Here is a 23,366-nt window from a genome sequence, read left to right as displayed (position 1 = left end):
AATTAAAAGGAAAGTTTCAGATTCAGACCGATGCTCCGGTTCGACGGCAGCGTTCCGTATTCAACGCCCTGGAAGTTACCATTGCTGATGTTCACGTCCGGATCGAACCACATCTTGCGCTTGCCAATACCCGGAATGTCCAGGATGGAACTGCCCCGATAGAACCAGAACAGGTTACGGGCAACGAACGACAACCGGGCTGACTTGATAAAGAAGTTTGATGGTACCGGAATGCCGTAGCCGATCGACACTTCACGGAGCCGGACGTTGGTCGCGTCATAGGCAAAGAATTCGCCCCAGCCGTAGCGTTTGCCCGATACGGTCTGCCAGAATTGCTCCGCCGTAATGGCCGTCGTGTTGGCCTGTCCAGCGCCTACCAGCGTTACCCCATCAGCCCCGGCGATACCCGCCGTACGACCTGGCAGCACCCAGCCACCTTCCCGATTCTTCGCCGTCACTTCGGGGATACCGCTGAATGCCAGGTTCATCTCCGTACCCGATACGGCAATGCCACCGATGCGGGCATCAACCAGGAAGCGGAGTGAAAAGCCTTTATACGTGAACGAGTTCGTGAAGCCCAACAGCATTTTCGGGTTGAAGTTGCCAATATACTCCTGCTCTTTTGTGGCAACCGGCAAGCCGGTCGATACGATTGATGTCGTTCCTGTCGGACCGGTTACCTGCTGAGAGCCAACCAGGTACTGACCCGTGGCCGCATCCTTTGCCCAGCGATACGAGACGATATCCCCGTATGAACCACCTTCTGCCACAATCGGCGACGCTGACCGGCCATACCCACCGGACAGGAATGCTAGTTTGATATCGGGCGATAGGCTAATGATTCGGTTCCGGTTCAGGCCCATATTCAGCGTCAGATCCCAGGAGAAGTCAGTGGTTTTGATGGCCGTTCCGTTGACCACCACCTCAAGGCCCATGTTCCGGATATCACCCGCGTTGATGTACTGGTTGCCGAAGCCGGATGCCGGCGCCAACCCCAGTCGCAGCAACTGGTTGATCGAGTTCGTTTTGTAGGCCGTCACCGTCGCCCCCAGTCGGTTGTTCAGGAAGCGCGCATCGACGCCAAGTTCCAGACTTTTGGTGATCTCAGGTTTCAGGTTACCGATCGCCTGCGTACCGTCCCGGCTGATAAAGCCGGAACCCGCTCCCTGGCTATAGGAGTAGTTGGTCTGCAGCAGGTAGGGATCAGCTCCGTTACCCACTTGAGCATACGATCCATTGATTTTCAGATACGACAGTGGGCCGTTGATTTTCAGCAGATCCGATAACACCACTGAAGCACCGATTGAGGGATACTGAAACGAATAGGGTGCGGGCAAGGTCGACGACCAGTCATTACGCAGGCTGGCATTTAAGAAAATAGCGTCCCGCCAGGCCAGCGAAGCCTGCCCAAACAGCGACTGGGTCTGCACGCGGGAGAAATCATCTCCCACACTCAGGTTAGTACCGAAGTTCAGGTTGAATCGGTTGGGTACGTTCAGGCCGTCGGCCAAGCTATTGGTCGCCTGGTACCGGGTGTCCTGAATAATGGCCCCCGCCTGGTAATCGAGCGTCAGGTCTTTGCCGAGATTGTTCTTCCCGTCGATTAACAGGTCATACCAGCTTTGGGTGTTGACAATGTTATTCCGGGAGAACTTACCACCCGCCTGGTTGGCCCACAGGATCGTTCCCTGCGAGTAGCTTTCTTCGTTTTTATCGAAGTACTTGTCGAGGTTCGCCCGGCCCTGAATGCTCAGGAAGTTGGTCAACTGATACTTGGCCGACACAAATCCGATAACCCGGTCGCGATACTGATTGATGGCGGTCTGATTGATCATCCAGTACGGATTCTGGTAGATCGACGACAGGGTCGATGGCCAGGCCGTTGGTGTCGGAATATTGAATGCGTTCGGCGCAGCATAGTTCTGCGCTGTAGCCAGACTGATATTACGGGGGATCTGGTACAGGTCAATGACCGGCGCGTTTTCTTCACCCGTCCGGGGTTTGTTCAGCACCGATTGGTTGATGTACGTCACTTTCGCGTCGGTCGACAGTTTCGAGCTGATCTGGTTCGACAGGCGCAGGTTGATGGTATGACGGTTCAGGTTGTTGCCCGGCACTATTCCCTGCAGCGAGTTATTGGTGTAGGACAGATACGTCTGCGACCGCTCCGATCCCCCCGTAATGCCGATGGAATTGTTCCAGCCGACAGCCGTCCGGAAAAAATCACGGATGTTGTTAGGCTGAGCCGAATACGTATCTGCCTGACCCAGATAGTTCGTGTAAGACTGGCCGGTCATGGCTGCCCCCCAGCTGGCCCCAACAGCCGGATCGAGTTTACCACCCACGCCTTGTCCGTACTGATTCTGGACGAAGGGCAGCGCAAACGGCTTCTCGATCGACACGCCGGAGTTTACGTCGACTGCTACACGGCCCGCTTTTCCCCGTTTCGTGGTGATCAGAATTACGCCATTGGCCGCCTGGCTGCCGTAGAGCGCAGCTGCCGACGCCCCCCGTAATACGGTGGTGGTTTCAATATCGTCGGGGTTAATGTTCGAGGCTCCATCCGAATTAGCAACACTACCAAAATCACTGTTAGCCTGCCCGAACGTACTGTTGTTGATGGGCACCCCGTCGACAACAATCAGGGCGTTGTTCGTACCCTGAATCGAGCGGTTACCCCGCAGCACAATCCGCGAGCCCGTTCCCGGACCACCCGAGCCCTGGGTAATGTAGGCACCGGCAATTTTACCCTGCAGGGTATTCAGGACGTTACCATCACGCACCTCATTGATCTGCGACGTTTTGATGGTCTGCGTCGCGTAGCTCAGCGCCTTGGCCTCTTTCTTGATCCCCAGCGCCGTCACAACAACTTCGCTAAGCTGTCGGTCATCCGGAACCAGGCTGATGGTAAAGGTCGTCTGGTTGCCAATTTTAATCTCCTGATTGACGTAGCCGACATGACCGACTACCAGGACATCACCCGCGTTAGCCCGAATCTGGAAATCACCGTTGGCATCGGTGCTGGTACCTCGTGTCGTTGACTTAATCACGACGTTGGCCCCACTCAGCGGTTGGGCATTTTCGTCATTAACTTTACCGCTCAAGACACGTTCCTGCCCTAGTACCCAGGGCGTCAGAAGCAGCAAAAAATGAATTAATAGTAGTGTTTTTTTCATAGACCAGTTGTCACAAGTGGGGTTGATACGATAAGAATACGATACAGTAACAGAAAGGCTTCGATTTTCGAAACCATAACGTAGGCATACTGCCGGCAAAATAGCCATTTCGCAAAATTAATACAGAATATTTTAAACAATTTTAAAATATTATTAAACCTTATCACTCTCTGATGGATCTTACGTTTTGAAAAGACGCTGGTCAGTAGTAGTTAATCGATCCTTGTCAAGACATCGGCAGCCTTTTTTTGTATCATCAAATTTTTCAATCAATATTATACAGGCCAGAAGACCTAAAGCAATTTTTTGCGTCTAACGTACTATGTAACGCGATCGGGTAACCAGTTCACCGATTCTCGTTTTCTATCATCATTATGTATATACTATACGTTCTCTATCTAATCGTTCTCAGTTACATTGGGCTTACCGTTTTATACGTCGCCATTTTTTCGGCTGCCAGCCAGTCCGGTGGTACGGATGATGTCTATCCGGCTCCGGTGACAACATTCCGGAGAATAGGCGTGCTAATACCAGCTTACAAAGAAAATGCGGTCATCGTCGACTCGATCCAGACGAACTTACGGCAGAACTACCCCAGCGACCGCTACGACCTGATCGTCATTGCCGACTCCATTCATCCCGACGTGCTGGCCCAGCTGGCTACGCTCCCTATTCGGGTATTCGAGGTGTCGTTTGCGGTATCTACCGTTGCCAAAGCCATCAACGAAGCCCTGTCACGGATTGCTGATAATGAGTATGATATTATCGTCGTTTCCGACGCAGATAACCACATGGCGCCTGACTTCCTGGATCGTATAAACACGGCCTTTTCACAGGGCTGGCGGGCGGTGCAGGGCCATCGGGTGGCCAAGAATACCAATACCAGTGTAGCTGTGTTGGACGCAATCAGCGAGGAGATCAACAACAGCATCTTCCGGAAAGGCAGCCGGGCGCTGGGTCTTTCGGCGTCAATTATTGGCTCTGGCATGGGCATCGAACCGCCCCTGATGAAGCAGGCCATGGCTCATCTGCAAACTATGGGTGGGTACGACAAGGAACTGGAGATGAATCTGATTCTGGCTGGCCACAAAATCGGCTACCTGGAGCAGGCGTTAATTTATGACGAAAAAGTGGCGCAGAAAGCCGTTTTTGAAAACCAGCGTACCCGCTGGATTGCCGCCCAGTGGCAATTTCTGCGGTTTTATTTCCGCCGGGGCGTAGCGGAATTCGCCAATGGCCGGCTGGCGAGCGGATTCAAGTTTGCCCAGGCGCTGGTTCTTCCCCGGGTTCTATTGCTTGGCCTATTGGGCATTTGCTCGTTTCTGGGCCTGTTTACTGGCGACCCCGTCCTGTGGGGGTTCCCCCTCGTGCTGCTCATTATCCTGATGGCTAGTCTTATTACGGCTGTTCCATCTTATCTACGGGATCGTCTTACGGTACGAGAATTGCTCTTGATCCCGGTACTCATGCTCAGCTTTGCGAAGGCTATTTTTAATATCCGGAAGGCATTCAAAAGTTTTTTACCAACACCACATACCAGTTCACCCGATCGGCGGGTGCCCTAAAAACCCATTTTTTTTAGTCGATTAAGTTTACTTTGTGACAAAGAGAGGAATTAGTAGTCAAAAGCTAGCAGCCATTCGAAGACAAGAAGGGTAACAGATAAGTAAAATAGTATTCCGAAACTAATAAAGTTACAACGAACCGTTCAGGAATACCAGCACTTTTCACCTGATTCTATCTGATGTCTGTCTGACTGGCTATCATGCCCTCTACAGACGGTTGTAAGGATGCATTTTTTTGTTTACGCGTGTACTATGTTCAGTGTTTTACGAATTAACCTGCTGGTTCTGGTTATCTTTCTTTCCACAGCGGTAGGCTTCGGTCAGACCCGTAGTGCCAGGGGGTTGGTTTCCTTTGGCCAATCGTCGGGATCTGGAAACGATTCGTTGTTTCTTGATATTGACAAAGACATTGCGGTACAGTTGATGCCGTTTGATGAGTTGGTGAAGATTGCTGTTGCCTCGTCGCCACTCATGAAGTATCAGAATGAATTAGTCAATTCGCTGGATGCCGTTAAAACACTGTCGAAATTTCAGGTTCTCCAGAACGTATCAGGCTACGCGAACTATTCAGGGGGAAATCAGTCACTGATTTCGTCCTCAGCGACGTTACCGCAGGGCGATTTTCTGGGGCAGATTGCCAACGGCTACCGGGTTGGTGTTGATGTTCGGGTTACGCTTTACGATATTTTTGGTCGTAAGTATCAGGTGCGTCAGGCACAGTCCAACCTGAAAGCGGCCGCTGTCCAGAAAGATATTATCGAGTTGCAGATCCGCCGGGAAATGATCACGATTTATCAGGACATGATTACGGCGCAGCAGATGCTTAAAATTCGGCTTCTTGATGAGCAGTCGTCGCTCACCGCGCTGCGGGTAGCCGAAGCTGAACAGCAGAAAGGAACGGCAACGGCTGAAATTATTGCAAATGCAACAACCCGATATGTGCAGACGAAATCGATATCGGAACAGGTTAAAGGTGATTTTTTAAAAAGCGTACATCAATTTGAAGCCTTGGTTGGCGTTCCCATCCAGCGGTTAAAACGTTACTAAGAACCTTATGAATACTGAGGTCTTTCTTCGGCTGCTGAAGCAGCATATAGTATGGTTTATCCTTATTCCCTGCGTCACCGCTGGTACAGCCTGGTATTTTACCCGGAACGAAGTAAAGGTCTATAAATCTCAAGCTACGATCTACACGGGGCTCGTTTCCCGGTATTCGCTTCTGTCCGATCAGCAGAACAGTTTCATGGATCGGTCTTCGGTCGCGCTGGATAACCTGCTCACAACACTCAGTTCGAAAGAAACCCTGACCCAGGTTAGTCTGAGTCTGCTGACCGATCACCTGATGCTGCAACAGCCCGACAGCCTGGTTTTGTCGTCGGCCGGTTTTGAAGCCCTGCGTAACGACATCCCGTCCGAATGGCAGCCCCTGCTGATGGACGAAAGTAATCCCGTCCGCCTGCGTAAGACGCTCGACAGTCTGGCAAAATCGCAGTTCGACAATCCGATCAAAACGTTGCTGTTTAAGTCGAATTCGTATTACTCCCTGCAGCGGATTAACGAAAATCTGAAAGCGACGCCCCGTAAAGCCACGAACGACGTCCTGCAGATGGAGTATGAAGCAGGCGATCCTGGTGTAGCCAAGCAAACGCTTTCCTACGCCATCGAGGCCCTTAACAAACGGTCGTCGTCGTTCAAAACGTCCGAAAGCAAGTCGGTTGTCAGCTACTACGAAGATAAGTTAAAGGAGGCCAAACAGAATCTCGATCAGGCGGAGGGTAACCTGCGGGCGTTTTACGTAAAACATAAGGTCCTCGATTACGACGAAGAAGCCCGGAATATGGCCGCTTCACGCGAAACCAATATTACGGAATACAACCAGGAGCTGATGCGCAAAAACGCGGCAAAAGCGTCGCTGGATGCCCTGGACCGGAAACTCAGTCAGCAGGGTAATATGGGCTCGGTCAACGCCGACCTGAACGAAAAGCAACGTAGACTTACCGAAGCGGAAAGCAAACTGGCCAATGCCCGGGCTTATGGACAGCCAAAGCTCGTTATTAGTCGTTTACAGGCCAATCTTAACCAGGCCTCAGAAGAGTTGAAAACCAGTGCGCAGAAATACGATGCCGCTTCCAGCGGTTCGGATGCCGTACCAGCCCAGGCCCTGGCCAACGAGCGACTGGCTAAGTCGCTGGAGTATAACGAATCAGCCGCCCGCCTGGAAATTTATAAACAGCGGATGGATGAATACCAGGCCAAAACCGACGAGTACAGTCCGCTGGGTTCGCAGTTACGCCAGCTCAACCGGGCATTGAGCGTAGCGGAAAAAGAATACATGACGCTGCTCGACAACGTAGATCAGTCGCGTACTCGTCAGCAGGATATTTCAGTGACAGGGTCAATGGAAATCGTGGATGCACCAGACTTTCCTACCGCCCCCCAGGCCTCTAAGCGCAGCCAGCTGATTATTATCGGGTTTGGTGTTGGTCTGTTCCTGGCCCTGCTGCTAACAGCCTTGCGGTTCTGGCTCGACAAACGGATTTACTCGCCGGAACAGGCCGAACAGATGATTGGCCTGCCCGTTACGGCCATGTTCCCCACGGTTCGGAAACCGCTGGTGTACTCCAAAATTACCCGGGCGGCCCAGAGCATGTTCGAGCAGTTGTTCAATGCCATCAACGTAGAGATTGCGCAGGTGACGACCAAACCTTACCCACCGGTTATCACCCTGTTCAGCATCCGGCCCAAACAGGGCAAAACCTGGGTGGCCAGCGGTCTGATTCATCTCTATACTGGTGCCGATCAGCAGGTAGCCTACTGCTATCCAAAGACGACCGGCCGGGAACGGCGTGAAGACCGGATTGGCATTACGTTCTTTCCGTACACAATCCGGCCTGATTTTATGAACGTAACGAGCGTTGACTATCTCATCGACCATGAAATGGGCTTCGACTCGTCGCAATATGATCGGATCATTCTTGAGTTGCCCCCACTCATTAACAACCAGGTACCTACGTTCCTGTTGAAAGGAAGCGCCTTGTCGTTACTGGTCGTTGATGCAAACAGCACCTGGGCACGCGCCGAAAAGCAATTACTCAGTCTGTACATCCGGATAACGAAACAGCCGATTCTGGCTATTCTGAACCGGGTAAGTGTCAATCTGGTCGACATGTCAGGTCAACCAGTAAAAGGACCAGAACCCGTCCGTCCAGAGCGTTCGCTCCAGCAATAAACACTGGCCGAATCAGCATCTGCTGATCGTCCGGGGATCAAGATGACCGGTAAAAGCATGTCGGCTAGCCTTCCCAGGGCGCCCGATTCTTACTTAGTCTAACTGATCTGTAAACGAGGAATAGTATGCAAACCGTTACCAACCGTGACTCAGGGGCGGAGCTCGCAGCTCCATTACTTCATCATCTCGTTGACGAAGTTGCTCAGCGTCATCCTGACCAGGTGGCGGTTGTGCATAATGACCAGTCACTGACGTATCAGCAACTGGTTATCAAGGCCGACGCATTAGCGCAGACGATTCTTCATCGCGACACTGCCAGTCCGTTTATCGGCATCAGTACCACCCGTGACCTGTCCATGATCGTCGGCGTGCTGGCCATTCTGAAAGCAGGAAAGGGCTATTTGCCGCTTGACCCTTCCTACCCGATCGCACGTCTGAAACAGATTGTCGACAGCGCCGGGATTCGCACGGCGCTCATTACTGAAGCCGATGAGCAGCCCCTGGCTACTCTGCCGCTCCAACGGCTGCCCCGGAATCAGACCTCTCCTCTTTCGGAACGTATCACTGCCCAACAGCACAGCACGGCCTATGTCCTGTTCACATCAGGATCGACAGGTACGCCCAAGGGGGTTTGCCTGGGGCAAAGTGCCCTGATCAACCTGTTGGCCTGGCAGAAAACCCAGTCGCAGGCTGGTATCGGAACACGCACACTCCAGTTTGCGCCACTCACCTTCGACGTATCGTTTCAGGAAATCTTTGCGACCCTGAGCACGGGCGGCACGCTGGTCCTTATCGACGACAGCCAGCGCCTGGATCTGAACAGTCTGCTGCCGTTCATTGGCGAGCAGCAGATCAGCCGGCTTTTTCTGCCTTTCGTTGCCCTGCAGTATCTGGCCGAAGCGGCCGTGACAACCAACTATTTCCCCAATAGCCTACGTGAAATCATGACGGCGGGCGAACAGTTGAAAGTTACCCCGCAGGTCGTTACGTTCTTCACCGGCATGCCGGGCTGCGTTCTGTTCAATCAATATGGCCCAACCGAATGCCACGTTGTCACTCAGTTGCGCCTGGATGGCGATCCGGCGACCTGGCCTGCCCTGCCGTCCATCGGTTCACCCATCGACAATGTCCGGGTGCACGTTCTTACCGACCAGTTAAAACCCGTTTCTGAGGGTGACGCTGGGGAGTTGTGCTTCAGCGGAGCTTGTCTGGCCGAAGGTTATCTAAACCAGCCCGACCTGACTGCCGAAAAATTCACGTATGTCTCGTTGCCTGGCGAGCCGCATCCCGTTCGGATTTACCGCACGGGTGATCTGGGTCGTCTGTTGCCGGATGGCAGCATCGATTTCCAGGGCCGCCGGGATGATCAGGTTAAAATTCGGGGCCACCGGATTGAGCTGGGCGAGATTGAGGTCGTTCTGAACCAGACGCCGGGCATCAAGCAGGCAGTAGTTATGGCCCGGAGTGGCCCGGCTGGTCAGCAACTGATCGCGTATTTGATCTCAGCTGATGGTCAGTCGGATATACTGGCGGTCCGCAACGCCATTGACCAGCGGCTGCCGGATTATATGCTCCCTTCGGCCTACGTCTGGCTGAACGATTTCCCAAAAACGAGTAGTGGCAAGGTCGATAAGAAACGGCTGCCAGCGCCCGAACGGAAACGTCCGGAATCGGCAGGTCCTTACCGGAAGCCGCGGACTGAACTGGAAAAAACCATCGAACGTATATGGGTATCGTTGCTGGAACTGGACACAGTAGGACTGGACGACAACTTTTTCGAACTGGGGGGCAACTCACTGCTCGCTCAGAAAACCGTAGCGGGTCTCAAGCAGGAAAAGCTGACACTGCCGATTACGAAGCTATACCAGTTTCCGACTATAGCAGGCGTGGCTAACTATTTGCAGCCGACACGCGAAACAGCAAAAAAAGTTCAGACGAGCCCGCTAAAATCACAGTCAGATACGTCGTCAGACATTGCCATCATCGGTATGTCGGGTCGATTTCCGGGGGCCAGCAGTATCGACGAGCTCTGGCGCGTCCTGAGCCAGGGTATTGAAACAGTTCGGTTCTTCACCAACAGCGAGCTTGACTCAACAATTCCCAAAGACCTACGTACTGATTCACGCTACGTGAAGGCGCGGGGTGTGCTAGATGGCGCCGATCAGTTCGATCCGGCATTCTTTGGCATTCCGCCCGCTATTGCGCAGCTGATGGACCCGCAGCAGCGGGTTTTTCTGGAAATTTCCTGGGAAACCCTGGAGCAAACGGGCTACCTGCCCACGCATTACGACGGGCGTGTGGGTGTGTTCGCGGGCAGCGGCAACAATTCCTATTTCCTGAATAACGTTCAGTCAAATAAAGAGCTAGTCAATCAGGTGGGTGCCTTCCAGGTGATGACACTCAACGAAAAAGACTATGTAGCTTCCCGGACGGCCTACCAGTTGAACGTAAAAGGTCCGGCGGTCAGCGTCTATTCAGCCTGTTCTACGTCGCTGCTGGCGGTCACGCAGGCAGTACAGAGCCTTCGTAACGGTCAGTGTGATGTGGCGCTGGCGGGCGGGGCCAGCATTACGGCTCCCATCAACAGCGGCCACCTGTATCAGGAGGGGGCTATGCTCAGCAAAGACGGCCATTGCCGCTCGTTCGATGCGCAGGCGCAGGGCACTACGTTCAGCGATGGAGCCGGAGTTGTTCTGCTGAAAGATGCAGCAGCCGCCCGTCGCGATGGCGATACCATTTATGCTGTGATCAAAGGCGTTGGCGTCAACAACGACGGTGGCGGAAAAGGCAGCTTTACGGCTCCCAGCGCCGAAGGTCAGGCAGGCTCGATTGCGATGGCGATTGCCGACGCGGCTATTGACCCAGCTACCATCAGCTACGTTGAAGCCCACGGTACTGCTACGCCCCTGGGCGATCCCATTGAGATCGACGGCCTGACGATGGCCTTTGGTGAACAGGAACAGAAACAGTTCTGCGCCATTGGCTCCATCAAAAGCAACATGGGGCACCTGACGGCAGCGGCTGGTGTGGCCGGACTGATCAAAACTGTGCTGGCCCTTTCCCACCGCCAGATTCCGCCTTCGCTGGGCTTTTCGACCCCGAATCCAGCCATTGATTTTGCGAACAGCCCGTTCTTCGTCAATACCAAACTAGCCGACTGGCCGTCAGACAATCCGGTGAACCCACGTCGGGCGAATCCACACCGTCCGTATCCACGCCGGGCGGGGGTAAGTTCGTTTGGGGTAGGCGGTACGAACGTTCACGTCATTCTGGAAGAATTTATTCCCGCGGTCGAAGCAAACCAGCCGGCTTCGGAGCCAGCGGCTGCTGATCGGGCTGTGCAATTAATTACGTGGTCGGCGAAAACAGCGAAGAGCCGGGATGCTTACGCGGGTAAACTGGTTAATTTTCTAAAACGCACCGACGATGTTAACCTGGCAGACGTAGCGTTTACGCTGCAGACCACGCGGGCGCCCTTTCGGCACCGACGGTTTGCTGTAGCAGCCACCACCGACGAGCTACTCAAACAACTGGCCGCGGCTCCGGCTGCTGCCAGTACCAGCCCAGCTGAGCTGACCACACCCGACGAAACGGTGTTTCTATTTCCGGGTCAGGGTGCTCAGTACCTGAACATGGGCCGGGCTCTATACGAAAATGAAGCCGTGTTCCGGGATGCCGTTGACCGCTGCGCCATTTTGCTAGCCGGCCACCTCGATCTGGATATCCGGCAGGTACTGTATTCTGAGAAGACAAATTCCGAATCCGAACAACGGCTCAAAAATACGCGCTACACCCAGCCCGCTCTCTTCGTAACGGAATACGCGCTGGCCACTTTGTGGATGAGCTGGGGGATTGAACCCTCCATCTTTTGTGGCCATAGCGTTGGTGAATTTGTTGGCGCCCATCTGGCCGGGGTTTTCTCGCTGGCCGATGCGCTGAAACTCATCGCGATTCGCGGGAAACTGGTAAGCGAGTTGCCCAGAGGAAGTATGCTCTCGGTACGTCAGCCTGCCGAACTTGTGCAGCCAATGATGCCCGACACGCTATCCATGGCGGCTGCCAACAGCCGTAACTTATGTGTTGTGGCCGGTCCTGATGAGCACATTGCCGACTTTGCGCGGCTGCTCGACGAGCGCCTGGTTCCCAATCGACTGCTGCTGACCAGCCACGCCTTCCACTCCACCATGATGGAACCGGTTGTCGGTACGTTCACGGAGGCTGTGACTGACATCGTACTGAATCGCCCCCAGAAACCAATTGTGTCGACGCTGACTGGCACCTGGATGACGGACGCTGATGCCGTTGACCCGGCGTATTGGGGTCGGCACCTGCGCGAAACCGTACGCTTTGCCGATGCCCTCGATACCTTGTTTGCGCTGGATAATCCGCTGTTGATCGACCTGGGTCCGGGCCGGGGGCTGGCAACGCTCGCCCGGCAACAGGTGGGCAAAAAAGCCGTTCCTATTTTCACCGGTCTGGTTGACCAGCTCGACTGGTCAGCCTGCAATCAGGCATTGCTGACAACCCTGGGCCAGCTCTATGTTCACGGGTTAAATCCTGACTGGCAGGCATTTTACGGCGGTCAGCAACGGCAGCGGGTTCTTTTGCCGACCTACGCCTTCGATTATAAACGCTGCTGGATCGATCCAGTACGTATTGAACCGGTCCCGCGCGAACCGGCAGCAACAACCGTCGCACTCCCAATTGCCCCCTCCTCTGAACTGACAACCAACCTGGCCGTTTCCACACAGCCAACCCAAGTAACTATGCGTAAAACCATTCTGATTGGTCAGATCAACGACCTCATCGAAACCGCTTCCGGTCTGGATATGGTCGACGTAACGCCCGACATGAGTTTTCTGGAGATCGGTCTGGACTCTTTGTTGCTGACGCAGGTCGCCTTGACGTTGAAAAAGGAATTTGACGTTCCCATTACGTTCCGCCAGCTAACCAACGATTTCACCAGCCCGGCCCTGCTGGCCGAGTACCTCGATCAGCAGTTACCGGCCGAAGTAGCTCCGCCCGCGGTGGATTCAATGGCGGCCCCGGTAGCTCCTACCCCGGCAGCCGCTCCAATGCCAGCACCGGTTTATGCAGCTCCTCCGATTTCGATGCCCGCGACACCGGTCACGGCCGATGGTGACTCAGCGCTGAACCTGATCGCACAACAGATGCAGTTACTGGCCCGGCAGATCGCCTTGTTACAGGCAGCTAGTCCAGCGGCAGCACCAGCTTATGCAGCGCCAATGGCTTCGGCGCCTGCGGCTATATCAGCATCCGTACCAGCTCCTACTCCGGCGCCAAAACAAGTACAACTGTCTACGCCTGACATTACCGCGGAGGAAGCGGTTGAGCTGAAGAAACCGTTTGGTGCCACCGCACGTATTGAGCGGCAGAGTACGACGCTGACCAGCCAGCAACAGACGTTCCTGCAGCAAGTTACGGACCGTTACACAAAAAAAACGGGCAAGAGCAAAGTCTACGCGCAGGAGCACCGTGCTCAGATGGCCGATCCACGGGTTGTTTCCGGGTTCCGGCCCCTGACCAAAGAGATCGTTTATCCGCTGGTTGTCAACCGCTCCAAAGGCAGCCATTTATGGGATATCGACGGTAATGAATACATCGACGCCCTGAACGGCTTTGGTTCGAACATGTTTGGCTACCAGCCCGACATGATCAAGAAAGCCCTGCTCGATCAGATTGAGGATGGGTACGAGATCGGGCCCCAGCACCCGCTGGCGGGCGAGGTTAGTGACCTGATCTGCGAGCTGACAGGCAACGACCGGGCTGCCCTCTGCAACACCGGTTCCGAAGCGGTGCTGGGGGCGATGCGGATTGCCCGTACCGTTACGGGGCGGTCGCTGATCGTAGCGTTTTCGGGTTCTTACCACGGTATTGTTGACGAGGTAATCGTTCGGGGAACCAAGAAACTTAAGTCGTTCCCGGCCGCGCCCGGCATCATGCCGGAGGCCGTGCAGAACATGCTGATTCTCGAGTATGGCACCGACGAAACGCTGGCCGTCATCCGCGATCGGGCGCATGAACTGGCGGCCGTCCTGGTCGAACCCGTGCAGAGCCGACGCCCCGAGTTTGTTCCGATTGATTTTCTAAAAAAAATACGGAGTATCACCGCAAAATCAGGCACGGCACTGATTTTTGATGAAGTAATTACTGGTTTTCGTATGCATCCGGGCGGTGCTCAGGCGCTGTTTGGCATAAAAGCTGATCTGGCTACGTACGGGAAAGTAGTTGGTGCCGGTATTTCCATTGGTGTCATTGCCGGGAAGCGGGACTTTATGGATGCACTGGACGGTGGTTTCTGGCAGTACGGCGATGCCTCGGTACCCGAGGTTGGCGTTACGTATTTTGCCGGTACGTTCGTTCGGCATCCGCTGGCGCTGGCGGCTTCGAAAGCGTCGCTGGAGTACATGAAACGCAAAGGTCCGCAGCTTCAGGAAGAGCTGACGCGCAAAACCAAACGGCTGGCCGATGCGCTCAACAGTGTACTGAACCGGCACCAGTTACCAATCTACGTGGCTCAGTTCGGCTCACTCTGGAAGATTAAGTTTAAGGAAGATATCCTGTGTGGTGAACTGCTGTTTACCCTCATGCGCGAGAAGGGTATTCACATCTGGGATAATTTCCCCTGCTTCCTGACCGAAGCGCATACGGATGACGAAGTGAACACGATTGTTCGCTGTTTCGAGCAAAGTGTGCAGGAACTGATGGATGGTGGAATTTTTACGGGAACCGAACCTGCCGTTGAGCACACGTTCATTGCCACACCACCCGCGCCCGGAGCCCGGCTGGGCCGCGATCAGAACGGGAATCCGGCCTGGTTTATCCCCAATCCGGATCAAGCCGGAAAATACCTTAAAGTTGAGCTAAATTAGGTTTGAATGCAGGACAGCAACACCAACATTCGCTTTATTGAAGTCGATTTCGATCCATTCAGTGGTCCGCCCATAGAGCGGCTGGCTCCTACCACCGAGCCTCAGCGCGAGATATGGGCTTCCTGTCAGCTGGGTGGGGAAGATGCAAGTCGTGCCTATAACGAATCTATTTCGCTGGCTTTTACTGGCCCTGTCGATCAACGGGCTATGGCCAGCGCGTTCACTGACCTGGTTCGCCGTCATGAATCCCTCCGCCTGGTTTTTAGTGGCGATGGCCTGCAGATCTGCGTTTTTGAGGAGTTGTCGGTTGAACTTACGTATCTGGATTATTCCGGTATTGATGGGGATACGCAGCAACAGTACGTTACCCGGTACGCGCAGCAGGATGCCATTTACACTTTTGACCTGCTGAACGGCCCGCTCATCAAGGCGGCTCTGCTCAAGCTTTCTGATACGGCTTACCATTTCATTCTGACCGCTCATCACATCATCTGCGATGGCTGGTCGCTGGGTATCGTGCTGCAGGATCTGGGTTCGCTATACTCGGCCCATGTTCAGCAGCAACAGGCAAACCTACACGAGGCTCCGCTGTTCAGTCAGTACGCCCGGGAGCAGGTAGCCTTCGCCGACAGCAATGCCTATCGGACGAACGTTCAATTCTGGCTGGATCGGTTTCGGGATAACGTACCGGCACTAAGCCTGCCCACCGACTCGCCCCGGCCCGCTATCCGAACCTACAAAAGCACCCGTCAGGATTACAAACTGGATAAGGCGCTGGCCCAGGACATCCGGAAAGTAGGCGCTAAAGCGGGTTGCAGTTTCGTTACGACGCTCATGGCCACCGTCGAGGTACTGCTGCACCGGCTGAGCGGCCAAACCGACATTGTGCTGGGGCTTCCCGCGTCGGGACAGTCGGCAACGGGCTACGACCGTCTGGTTGGCCACTGCGTCAATCTCCTGCCGCTCCGGAGTTTTCCCAAGCCACACGATACGTTTACCCAGTTTCTGCTTCGTCGGAAGGAAGCGCTGTTGAACGCCTACGAACACCAGCAGCTTACGTTCGGCAGTCTGCTTCAGAAACTGAACATCACCCGCGATCCGTCGCGGGTGCCGCTCGTCCCCGTTATTTTCAACGTGGACATGGGCCTGGACAACGATGTTCATTTTCACGGACTCGATTACCGGCTGATCAGCAATCCGCGGCAGTTCGAAACCGTCGAGATTTTCCTCAACATCGGCGGGTCGGTCTCGGACCTGACGCTCGAATGGTCGTTCAATACGCAGTTGTTCGAAGGCGCGACCATCGACCGGATGATGCAGGAATACGAACGTATTCTCCGGGCGGTTGTCGCCAATCCGGTTATTCAGCTCGACCAGATTCCGCTCACCGATCAGCGGGAGCTGCTGCAGAAGCTGGCCCGTTGGAACAATACGGATGCCGATTACCCCCGTACGGAACCGTTGCACGTGATTCTCGAAAAGACAGCCAACGAGTTTCCCGATAAAATTGCTCTGGTTACCAAACAACGGGACGTAACGTACCGGGAGCTGAACGAATCAGCCAACCAGCTGGCGCACACGCTACGTAGTCAGGGCGTGCGCGTCGGTGATATTGTGGGCGTGGTACTGGACCGGACGCCCGACCTGTTAATTTCACTTTTAGCGATTCTGAAATCCGGAGCCGCCTACCTGCCGATTGACCCCGAGTATCCGCAGGACCGCATTGCGTTCATGCTCAGCGATTCTTCGGCCAGCACAGTCATTACCTCCCGAAAGTACCAGCAGTCACAGTCCAGTTTTACACCCCAGACCCAGACGGTATCGATAGAAACATTACTTAATCAATCTTCCGCAAACCCGACCACTGCCCCCGACGTATCGATGTCGAGCAGTGATCTGGCGTATATTCTCTACACTTCTGGATCAACGGGCCGGCCAAAGGGTGTGCTGATTGAGCATCGGAATATTGTCAACCTGCTGTTCAGTATGCTCAATTTTCCGGGCATGACCGCCGACGACCGGCTTCTGGGCGTTACGACGGTGTCGTTCGACATTGCCGGGCTTGAACTGTTTCTGCCCCAGTTGGTCGGTGCGACGCTGGTGCTAGCCGATGCCGAAACCACCCGAGATGGCAGGGCGCTGCTGCAGATGCTGGTCGACCAGCAGATCACGGTCATCCAGGCCACGCCCGTTACCTATAAGATGATTCTGGCGGCTGGCTGGGACGATACCATTGTTCCCGAACTCCAGGAATCGCTTAAAATTCTGTGCTGTGGCGAACCCCTGTCCAACGATCTGGCGCAGAAGCTTACTGTTCGTTGTGCATCGCTCTGGAATATGTACGGCCCGACCGAAACCACAATCTATTCGACGGGGAAACAGATTCTGGCAACCGACGAGCTGATTACTATCGGGCGGCCCATCAACAACACCCAGGTCTATATCCTGGATGAGCAGTTCAACTTACTACCCGAAGGCATTGCCGGAGAGATTTATCTGGCCGGCGAAGGTGTTGCCCAACGCGGCTATCTGAACCGTCCGGAACTGAACGATACCAAGTTTGTTCAGAACCCCTTCAGCCGCGTTCCCGGCGAGCGAATGTACCGTACCGGCGACCTCGGCAAGTTTACCACTACGGGCGAAATTCACTGCCTGGGCCGTATCGACCACCAGGTCAAAATCAGAGGGTACCGCATCGAGCCGGGCGAGATCGAGCAACTATTGCTCAAGCAGCCGGGCGTGAAGGAAGTGCTGGTGATTGCCCGCGAAGACCGCCCCGGCGATCAGCGGCTGGTGGCTTACGTTGTCACGAATTCTCCCCTGCCGGAACCGGCATTCCTGAACGAAACCGGCAAATGGCGGAGTAAACTCACTGAAAGCCTGCCGACCTACATGGTGCCGGCCGATTTCGTCAGCCTGGATCAGTTCCCGGTCACCCCCAACGGCAAAATTGACCGGAATGCACTACCCAAACCCGTTTCGGCGCGGGGTACGCAAAAGCGGCTCAAACAGCCAACTACGACGCTGGAGAAACAAATTGCCGCTATCTGGACTGATATTCTGGGTCTGGACACAGTCAGCGTGCAGGACGATTTCTTTGAACTGGGCGGCCACTCCATGATTGCCGTTCAGGTGATGGCCCGGCTGGAAAAGGAAACCGGCAAACGGATCCCGCTCTCTACGCTCCTGACGTATCCAACCATCGAAAAACTGGCGTCTCTGCTGGAGAATGACAAGCCCGCCAACCGTTGGAAATCGCTGGTTCCTATTCGTCCACAGGGTACCAAGTCCCCTATTTACATTATCCACGGCATTGGCCTTAACCTGCTCAATTTCAGCAGCCTTACGTCGTACATGGATCCCAATCAGCCAATCTATGGCCTGCAGGCTCGCGGGCTGGACGGCACAACCGAGCCGCTGGACAGCATGGAAGCCATTGCCGCTGCCTACAACGCGGAGCTGATTGATCAGAATCCAACTGGCCCCTACGCCATTGCGGGGTATTCGTTTGGCGGCTACGTAGCGCTCGAAATGGCCCGGCAATTAAAGGCCATGGGGAAAGAAGTAAAGATGCTGGCGATGTTCGATACGAACGCCGAAGAGTCGCTGACGTTCCGGTCGCCGATGTACCGGCTGGGTCGGAAAATCGCGCGGCAGGTACCCAAGATGATCTGGATCGGGAAGTCTTTTCTCAAGCAGCCAGCCAACACGCTGCAATACCAGCGGGAGTTCGTTGAGCGGCAGGTGAAGCAGTTTATGCAGGCCATCGGTCTCCGCGACGAACCGCAGCCTGAAGCGGGTTTCGAGCAGTTGAACCACATCATGGAAAAGCACGAAACGGCTTACCAGAACTACATTATGCAGCCATACGACGGCATCATCGACCTCTTTAAAGCGAAAGATCGACTCTACTTTGTGGACGACATCAAGTACCTAGGCTGGAAAAAATATGCTCTGAAAGGTGTGCGGGTGCACGACGTACCGGGCGATCACCAGTACATGCTGCTGCCGCCCAACGACAAGGAATTCGCTCGTACGCTTCAGCGGGCGCTGGACGCCAGTTAAATCCGGTAGTTAAAACAAACTGCGATCGGGTCTGTGAACAACTGTGTCACAGACCCGATCGCAGTTTGGAAATGTATTGAATCGGCTACGTCAGCACGATGATCTTACCGGCTCCCTGGTTGCTTTCCATGAAGCGATGAGCATCTACGATCTGGTCAAGGCCGAACACGCGGCTAACCGACAGCCTGATCTGGCCCGTTTCGATTAGTTGGATAAACTCCTGAAATACGCTTGTCGGGCTAGTAATCTGCCCACTGTCGTAGGTCGTGAGCCGGACCGTAGCTGGGATAAACTCCATTGGGGCAAAATCAGGGATGGTCCAGCTTTCTGACAGCATCCCGCTCATACAGCCCGTACCGCCGGGTTTGAGGCAGCTCAGCGAATCGTGCAGGGTGCCGGTACCAACCAGTTCCAGTACCTTGTCGACACCGCCCGGAAAAATAGCCTGCACTTTGTCCTTCAGGTACCCATCATCAATTAGAACGTGCGCGGCTCCATTATCCAGCAGGGTCTGCACTTTCTGGCTATTTCGCGTGGTTGAGATGACGGCTACGCCCGCGTGAGTGGCCAGCCCGGACGCCAGCATCCCCACCGACGACGTCCCCCCGCGAATCAGCAGAGTTTCGCCCGGTTGAATACCCAGGGCCGAGTACAATGACCCATGCGCCGTTTGAAACATTTCGGGAATAGCGCCCAATGTTTCCCAGGGGAGCGCACTTGAAACGGGGTGCAACAGGTACTTCGGCAGGACCGTATATTCGGCGTAACTACCATCAAAATCACGGCCCATCCCCCCCATCAGGGCCAGTACCTGCTGGCCTGTCGCGTACTGACCGGATGGGTCGGTTTCTACCTCGCCGACGCACTCAATCCCCAGCACGCGGGGAAAGATGACATTGGGCGAGTAGCCTTTGCGGGTCATCAGCTCAGATCGGTTCAGGCCAAACGCTTTGACTCTGACCAACACCTGCCCATCGGTCGGAACAGGTACGGGTCGTTCTTCCAGAATCAGCTCCTCGGGAGAACCAGGGCGATAGATGACAGCTGCTTTCATATTCAATTCGGATTCTTGATAAACGGCATAAGACTAGCCCACACCGCCAGAAAGTTTTCCAGAAAAACGATATACCCAGCCTTCGGCACAATAGCAAGCTGGCTGTCAGGAATCATCTGATACGTATCGATAACTATTACCAAAAATCGAAAAAAATTTCTAACATAATAGTCACATATACTATATTTGTAACTGTAAAACTGCACACAATGAGAAAGCTAGAATTTGCCTCCCTTCAAGTCAGAGATCTTGAAGCCTCGAAAGAATTTTATACCACAAAACTAGGCTTTGAGGAAGCTGGAATTCCCAACCCACAGGCCTGCGTCTTTACGTACAACAAGGGTGAGGCAAGCTTTGCTATCAGAACGCCCATTGGTAACCTGGACGGAAAAGAACTGGGCATCGGGGCCTCACTCTGGTTTGCCATCGACGGGGAAATAGAGGATTTGCAGGCCCAGTTGTTAGCCAAAAATGTGCCCTTGCTGGGGCCGGTCCAGGCAACTCCTTTCGGAAAAATCATTATCGCCAAAGATCCCGACGGCTACAACATCACCTTTCTGAAGGCCAACTAATCGGATCGACATGAGCGGAGATACTAAATACTGGATTATTGTAGCCTCGAAGGATCATGTCAAAAGCGCGCTGGCGCAAGGCATTGCCCAAACCTGTCACGGAAAGGCTTCGCCTTTGAAACGGATGCGTAAGGATGATGTCGTTATCTACTATTCGGGAAGGCAGTCACTGGGCAAGCCTGAGCTGTGCCAGGAATTTACCGCTATTGGCAAGGTTAGGGATGACGAAATCTATCCGTTCCGGGTGTCCGACGACTTCTGCCCGTCGAGACGTAACATTGACTACTTACCCAGTAGGGATGTGTCCATTTTGCCCCTGATTTCGGGACTGAATTTTATTCACGACAAGAAAAACTGGGGTTATCCATTCCGTTTTGGCCTTCTCGAAATCGACCGGCATGACTTTGACTTAATTTCTTCACAGATGTTACAGAACGAATATGCCCACACGAATTGAATTTCATTTTAAAAAGCCAGAAGACAGTCCGGGTTACCTTCTGGGGCAGCTAACCATGTTGTGGCAGCGTAAACAAAAGCGTGTCTTAGACCCTCTGGACCTGACGCATACCCAGTTCGCTCTGCTCTGTGCACTGGCCTGGTTATCCAGGGAAAGCGACAAGGTTACGCAGGTGGACATAGCCAATCAGAGCAATGCCGATACGATGATGGTGTCGAAGGTACTTAGGACACTGGCAGAGAAGAAATTTATCACCCGCCATGAGCACCCGACAGATACCAGGGCTAAAATTATCAGACTGACCCCAGATGGGGAATTGATCCTGCAAAAAGCCATCATCTCTGTGGAAACCGCCGATCAGGATTTTTTTCACACGCTGGAAACCGATCTGACAACCTTTAACTCAACGATGGTGGGACTTATCGAACAGAACACCAGAGAGAGGTGAGTGAACAGTCAAGCTTTCACTAAGCTTATATTGGTGAGTTCTAAGGGAAATTTCTATCCTCTCTGGGCAAAAATCAGTTAAGCAGATCTGCGAGTGCATTCTTATCCTTTATAGCTGACATCCAGGTGATGACTCCTGGTTTATAAACCCCCTTTTGATCGATGAAGGCATAACCTGGGTAACCACTGAAGGAGAACAACTTCGCCAGTTTTGCATCCAGTGCTTCATCAATAAAAAAATGGATACCAGGTAGTTTTAACTCCCCTATTTTTCGCTTCCACTTGTCCTCGTCCGAACCTTGGGCTGTGCAAACGTACACAAATACAACCGGCAGGTCTTTGGCGTCCTGCTGCAATTTTTTACTGTGCGGCATTTCTTGTAAGCAGGGCGCGCACCACGTAGCCCAGCGGTCAAGTACGATGGCCTTCCCTACGAAACTCTGCTTGAGCTTGGCTAAAAAATCGGCTCCGCTCATGTCGGAGAGCTTATACAATGTCGCCCCAAAATCAGTTTGTTGTAAGGTACTGCCGAAACCGGAAGCGGTGAGTGAATTTCCGGAAGCGGCCAATGCCCTGTTCGCCGAGGCTAGCTGCTCAATGGTACGAGCGTACTCTTTCTGGGCTATTACCTTACACCAGTTAGTAGTCATACTGGGCAGTATCTGTTCTAGTGCCGCTTTCTGTTCGGCAATATCCTTACTATTATTCAGCTGTAACTTCATCAAGTCGGCCTGTGAGGGCGAGTAGAGACTATCCAGCCAACGAATACCTTGGGCAATCCTACGATCCTGGTACATTTTTCGCATTCTTGGCCCCAACTGTTTAGTCCACTGGGCTCGATGGGCAGGAGCGGGCGACAATGTTTCTGTACTCCGTAAAGAATCAATGGCGGCTCTTTCCGGCTCCGTCAGCTCGGACAAACGGGCCACATCCTCCCAATTGACCGTCACTCGATTAGCTGGAAGTAGGCGAAAATAAGTGGACATGTATTGGTAAAAGGATATACTACTATTGGATAGTAGATACGTCTTATGCTTCTTAATTTGATCGAAAAGAGCAGGTTCCATAGGATGCCCCCAGTAATAAGAGCAAATCTGGCTATAAAACTCGGATAGGCGCTCATTCTCGAGTAGCCAGGCATAGGGCGACGGATGAGTAGCTACAAACTCAGTCTGAATCGTTTTTAAAGAGTCGAAAATAGGGGTGTGAGCGGCCAGCACTTCCATAGCTACTGGGTGTTGGGACCGGCGAACCTGCTGTATGCGCGAAGAAAGGGCCAACTGGTCCGCCCGTTTGAAGAGTATATGCTCATTCATGTACTCGTTTAGTGGCCCATCGTCGCCTAGATACCGAACGCCGTCTGCCTTAAAAGCAACCTCCTTTCCTGCTGCTTTTAGTTTGGGTATGTCTAATTCTACATATAGCTGTTTATTGGCATAAAGGCCCGTATAAAACAGCTCACCGAAATGTACCCATATCTGCTGGTAAGGCAGTGGATAGTCCAGCACCAGTTCAAAGCTTCCGTCCGCGGCCAATTGAGCGGTTTTGGTTCTCTGTCCTGACAGGGTAACGAGCGTATAGGTGATAGTCGTTTCCTTTATTTCTTGTGGACTTATATGGAGGAGTTTGCCAGTGACCTGGGGTATTGTGCGTTGAGCAAACTGGGCATCAAATTGCGGGTCTTCGATAGCGACAACGCCAACCGGCTGCGCCAGGCTTGTAACTACGGTTGTGAGTAAAACCCAGATTGTAATAGAAGCTTTCATGTTTAGGTATGGCGTTTGATAATGAGCTTAGAGTCATTAAATCTAGGAAAATTAGTGCAATCGTAAACACACAATTTATCCCCTGAAACGTCCGTTCTAAGCGACGAATCAAGCACATCCTAAAACCGCTACAAAACCTCCT

General features: G+C 53.5%; 12 protein-coding genes. 8 read left to right on the top strand and 4 right to left on the bottom strand.

Translation table 11 applies throughout. From position 1 onward, the window contains the following. Positions 1–2 precede the first annotated feature (2 nt). A complete protein-coding gene (locus tag HU175_RS12570) occupies positions 3–3,176 on the bottom strand; it encodes a SusC/RagA family TonB-linked outer membrane protein (RefSeq protein WP_176566934.1) in 3,174 nt (1,057 codons plus the stop codon). A 374-nt stretch (positions 3,177–3,550) separates the two neighbouring features. On the opposite strand from HU175_RS12570, the gene HU175_RS12565 reads away from it, so the two are divergent. From HU175_RS12565 to HU175_RS12545, 5 genes are all read left to right on the top strand, one after another. Further along, the gene (locus HU175_RS12565; RefSeq protein ID WP_176566933.1) at positions 3,551–4,741 is read left to right on the top strand and encodes a glycosyltransferase; all 1,191 of its coding nucleotides are present in this window, start codon (positions 3,551–3,553) and stop codon (positions 4,739–4,741) included. Between the two features lie 252 nt (positions 4,742–4,993). After that, the gene (locus HU175_RS12560; protein ID WP_176566932.1) at positions 4,994–5,788 is read left to right on the top strand and encodes a TolC family protein; all 795 of its coding nucleotides are present in this window, start codon (positions 4,994–4,996) and stop codon (positions 5,786–5,788) included. 7 nt (positions 5,789–5,795) lie between these two features. After that, positions 5,796–7,970, top strand: coding sequence for a GumC family protein (locus HU175_RS12555; protein WP_176566931.1), 2,175 nt, complete (start codon positions 5,796–5,798; stop codon positions 7,968–7,970). A 125-nt stretch (positions 7,971–8,095) separates the two neighbouring features. After that, a complete protein-coding gene (locus HU175_RS12550; RefSeq protein ID WP_176566930.1) occupies positions 8,096–14,863 on the top strand; it encodes a polyketide synthase in 6,768 nt (2,255 codons plus the stop codon). 6 nt (positions 14,864–14,869) lie between these two features. After that, positions 14,870–18,928, top strand: coding sequence for a non-ribosomal peptide synthetase (locus HU175_RS12545; protein ID WP_176566929.1), 4,059 nt, complete (start codon positions 14,870–14,872; stop codon positions 18,926–18,928). Positions 18,929–19,013: 85 nt separating this feature from the next. On the opposite strand, the gene HU175_RS12540 is transcribed toward HU175_RS12545, so the two are convergent. Both HU175_RS12540 and HU175_RS12535 read right to left on the bottom strand, forming a co-directional pair. Next, positions 19,014–19,982, bottom strand: a complete 969-nt coding sequence (locus HU175_RS12540; RefSeq protein WP_176566928.1) for a zinc-binding alcohol dehydrogenase family protein — start codon at positions 19,980–19,982, stop codon at positions 19,014–19,016. Between the two features lie 2 nt (positions 19,983–19,984). Continuing rightward, positions 19,985–20,125 (bottom strand): hypothetical protein, encoded by a 141-nt coding sequence (locus HU175_RS12535; RefSeq protein ID WP_176566927.1) that lies wholly within the window; start codon positions 20,123–20,125, stop codon positions 19,985–19,987. 66 nt (positions 20,126–20,191) lie between these two features. Here HU175_RS12535 and HU175_RS12530 point away from each other — a divergent pair, with 66 nt between their 5' ends. From HU175_RS12530 to HU175_RS12520, 3 genes are read left to right on the top strand one after another with little or no spacing between them, the layout of a single operon-like run. Next, positions 20,192–20,554 carry a VOC family protein gene (locus tag HU175_RS12530; RefSeq protein WP_176566926.1) on the top strand — a complete coding sequence of 121 codons (363 nt, stop codon included), beginning with the start codon at positions 20,192–20,194 and terminating at the stop codon, positions 20,552–20,554. 10 nt (positions 20,555–20,564) lie between these two features. After that, positions 20,565–21,011: an EVE domain-containing protein gene (locus tag HU175_RS12525; RefSeq protein WP_176566925.1), complete on the top strand. Its 447-nt coding sequence runs from the start codon at positions 20,565–20,567 to the stop codon at positions 21,009–21,011. Continuing rightward, positions 20,995–21,459 (top strand): MarR family winged helix-turn-helix transcriptional regulator, encoded by a 465-nt coding sequence (locus HU175_RS12520; protein ID WP_176566924.1) that lies wholly within the window; start codon positions 20,995–20,997, stop codon positions 21,457–21,459. Before HU175_RS12525 ends, HU175_RS12520 begins: the two co-directional genes overlap by 17 nt. Before the next feature lie 73 nt (positions 21,460–21,532). Here the strand turns inward: HU175_RS12520 and HU175_RS12515 are convergent, their stop codons facing one another. Further along, positions 21,533–23,224, bottom strand: a complete 1,692-nt coding sequence (locus HU175_RS12515) for a TlpA family protein disulfide reductase (RefSeq protein WP_176566923.1) — start codon at positions 23,222–23,224, stop codon at positions 21,533–21,535. Between the last annotated feature and the right edge of the window lie 142 nt (positions 23,225–23,366).

The sequence above is a fragment of the Spirosoma sp. KUDC1026 genome, from assembly GCF_013375035.1.
GTDB lineage: Bacteria > Bacteroidota > Bacteroidia > Cytophagales > Spirosomataceae > Spirosoma.
Note: the sequence above shows the minus strand (reverse complement) of the source record. Positions and strands in the feature narration are given on the sequence as shown.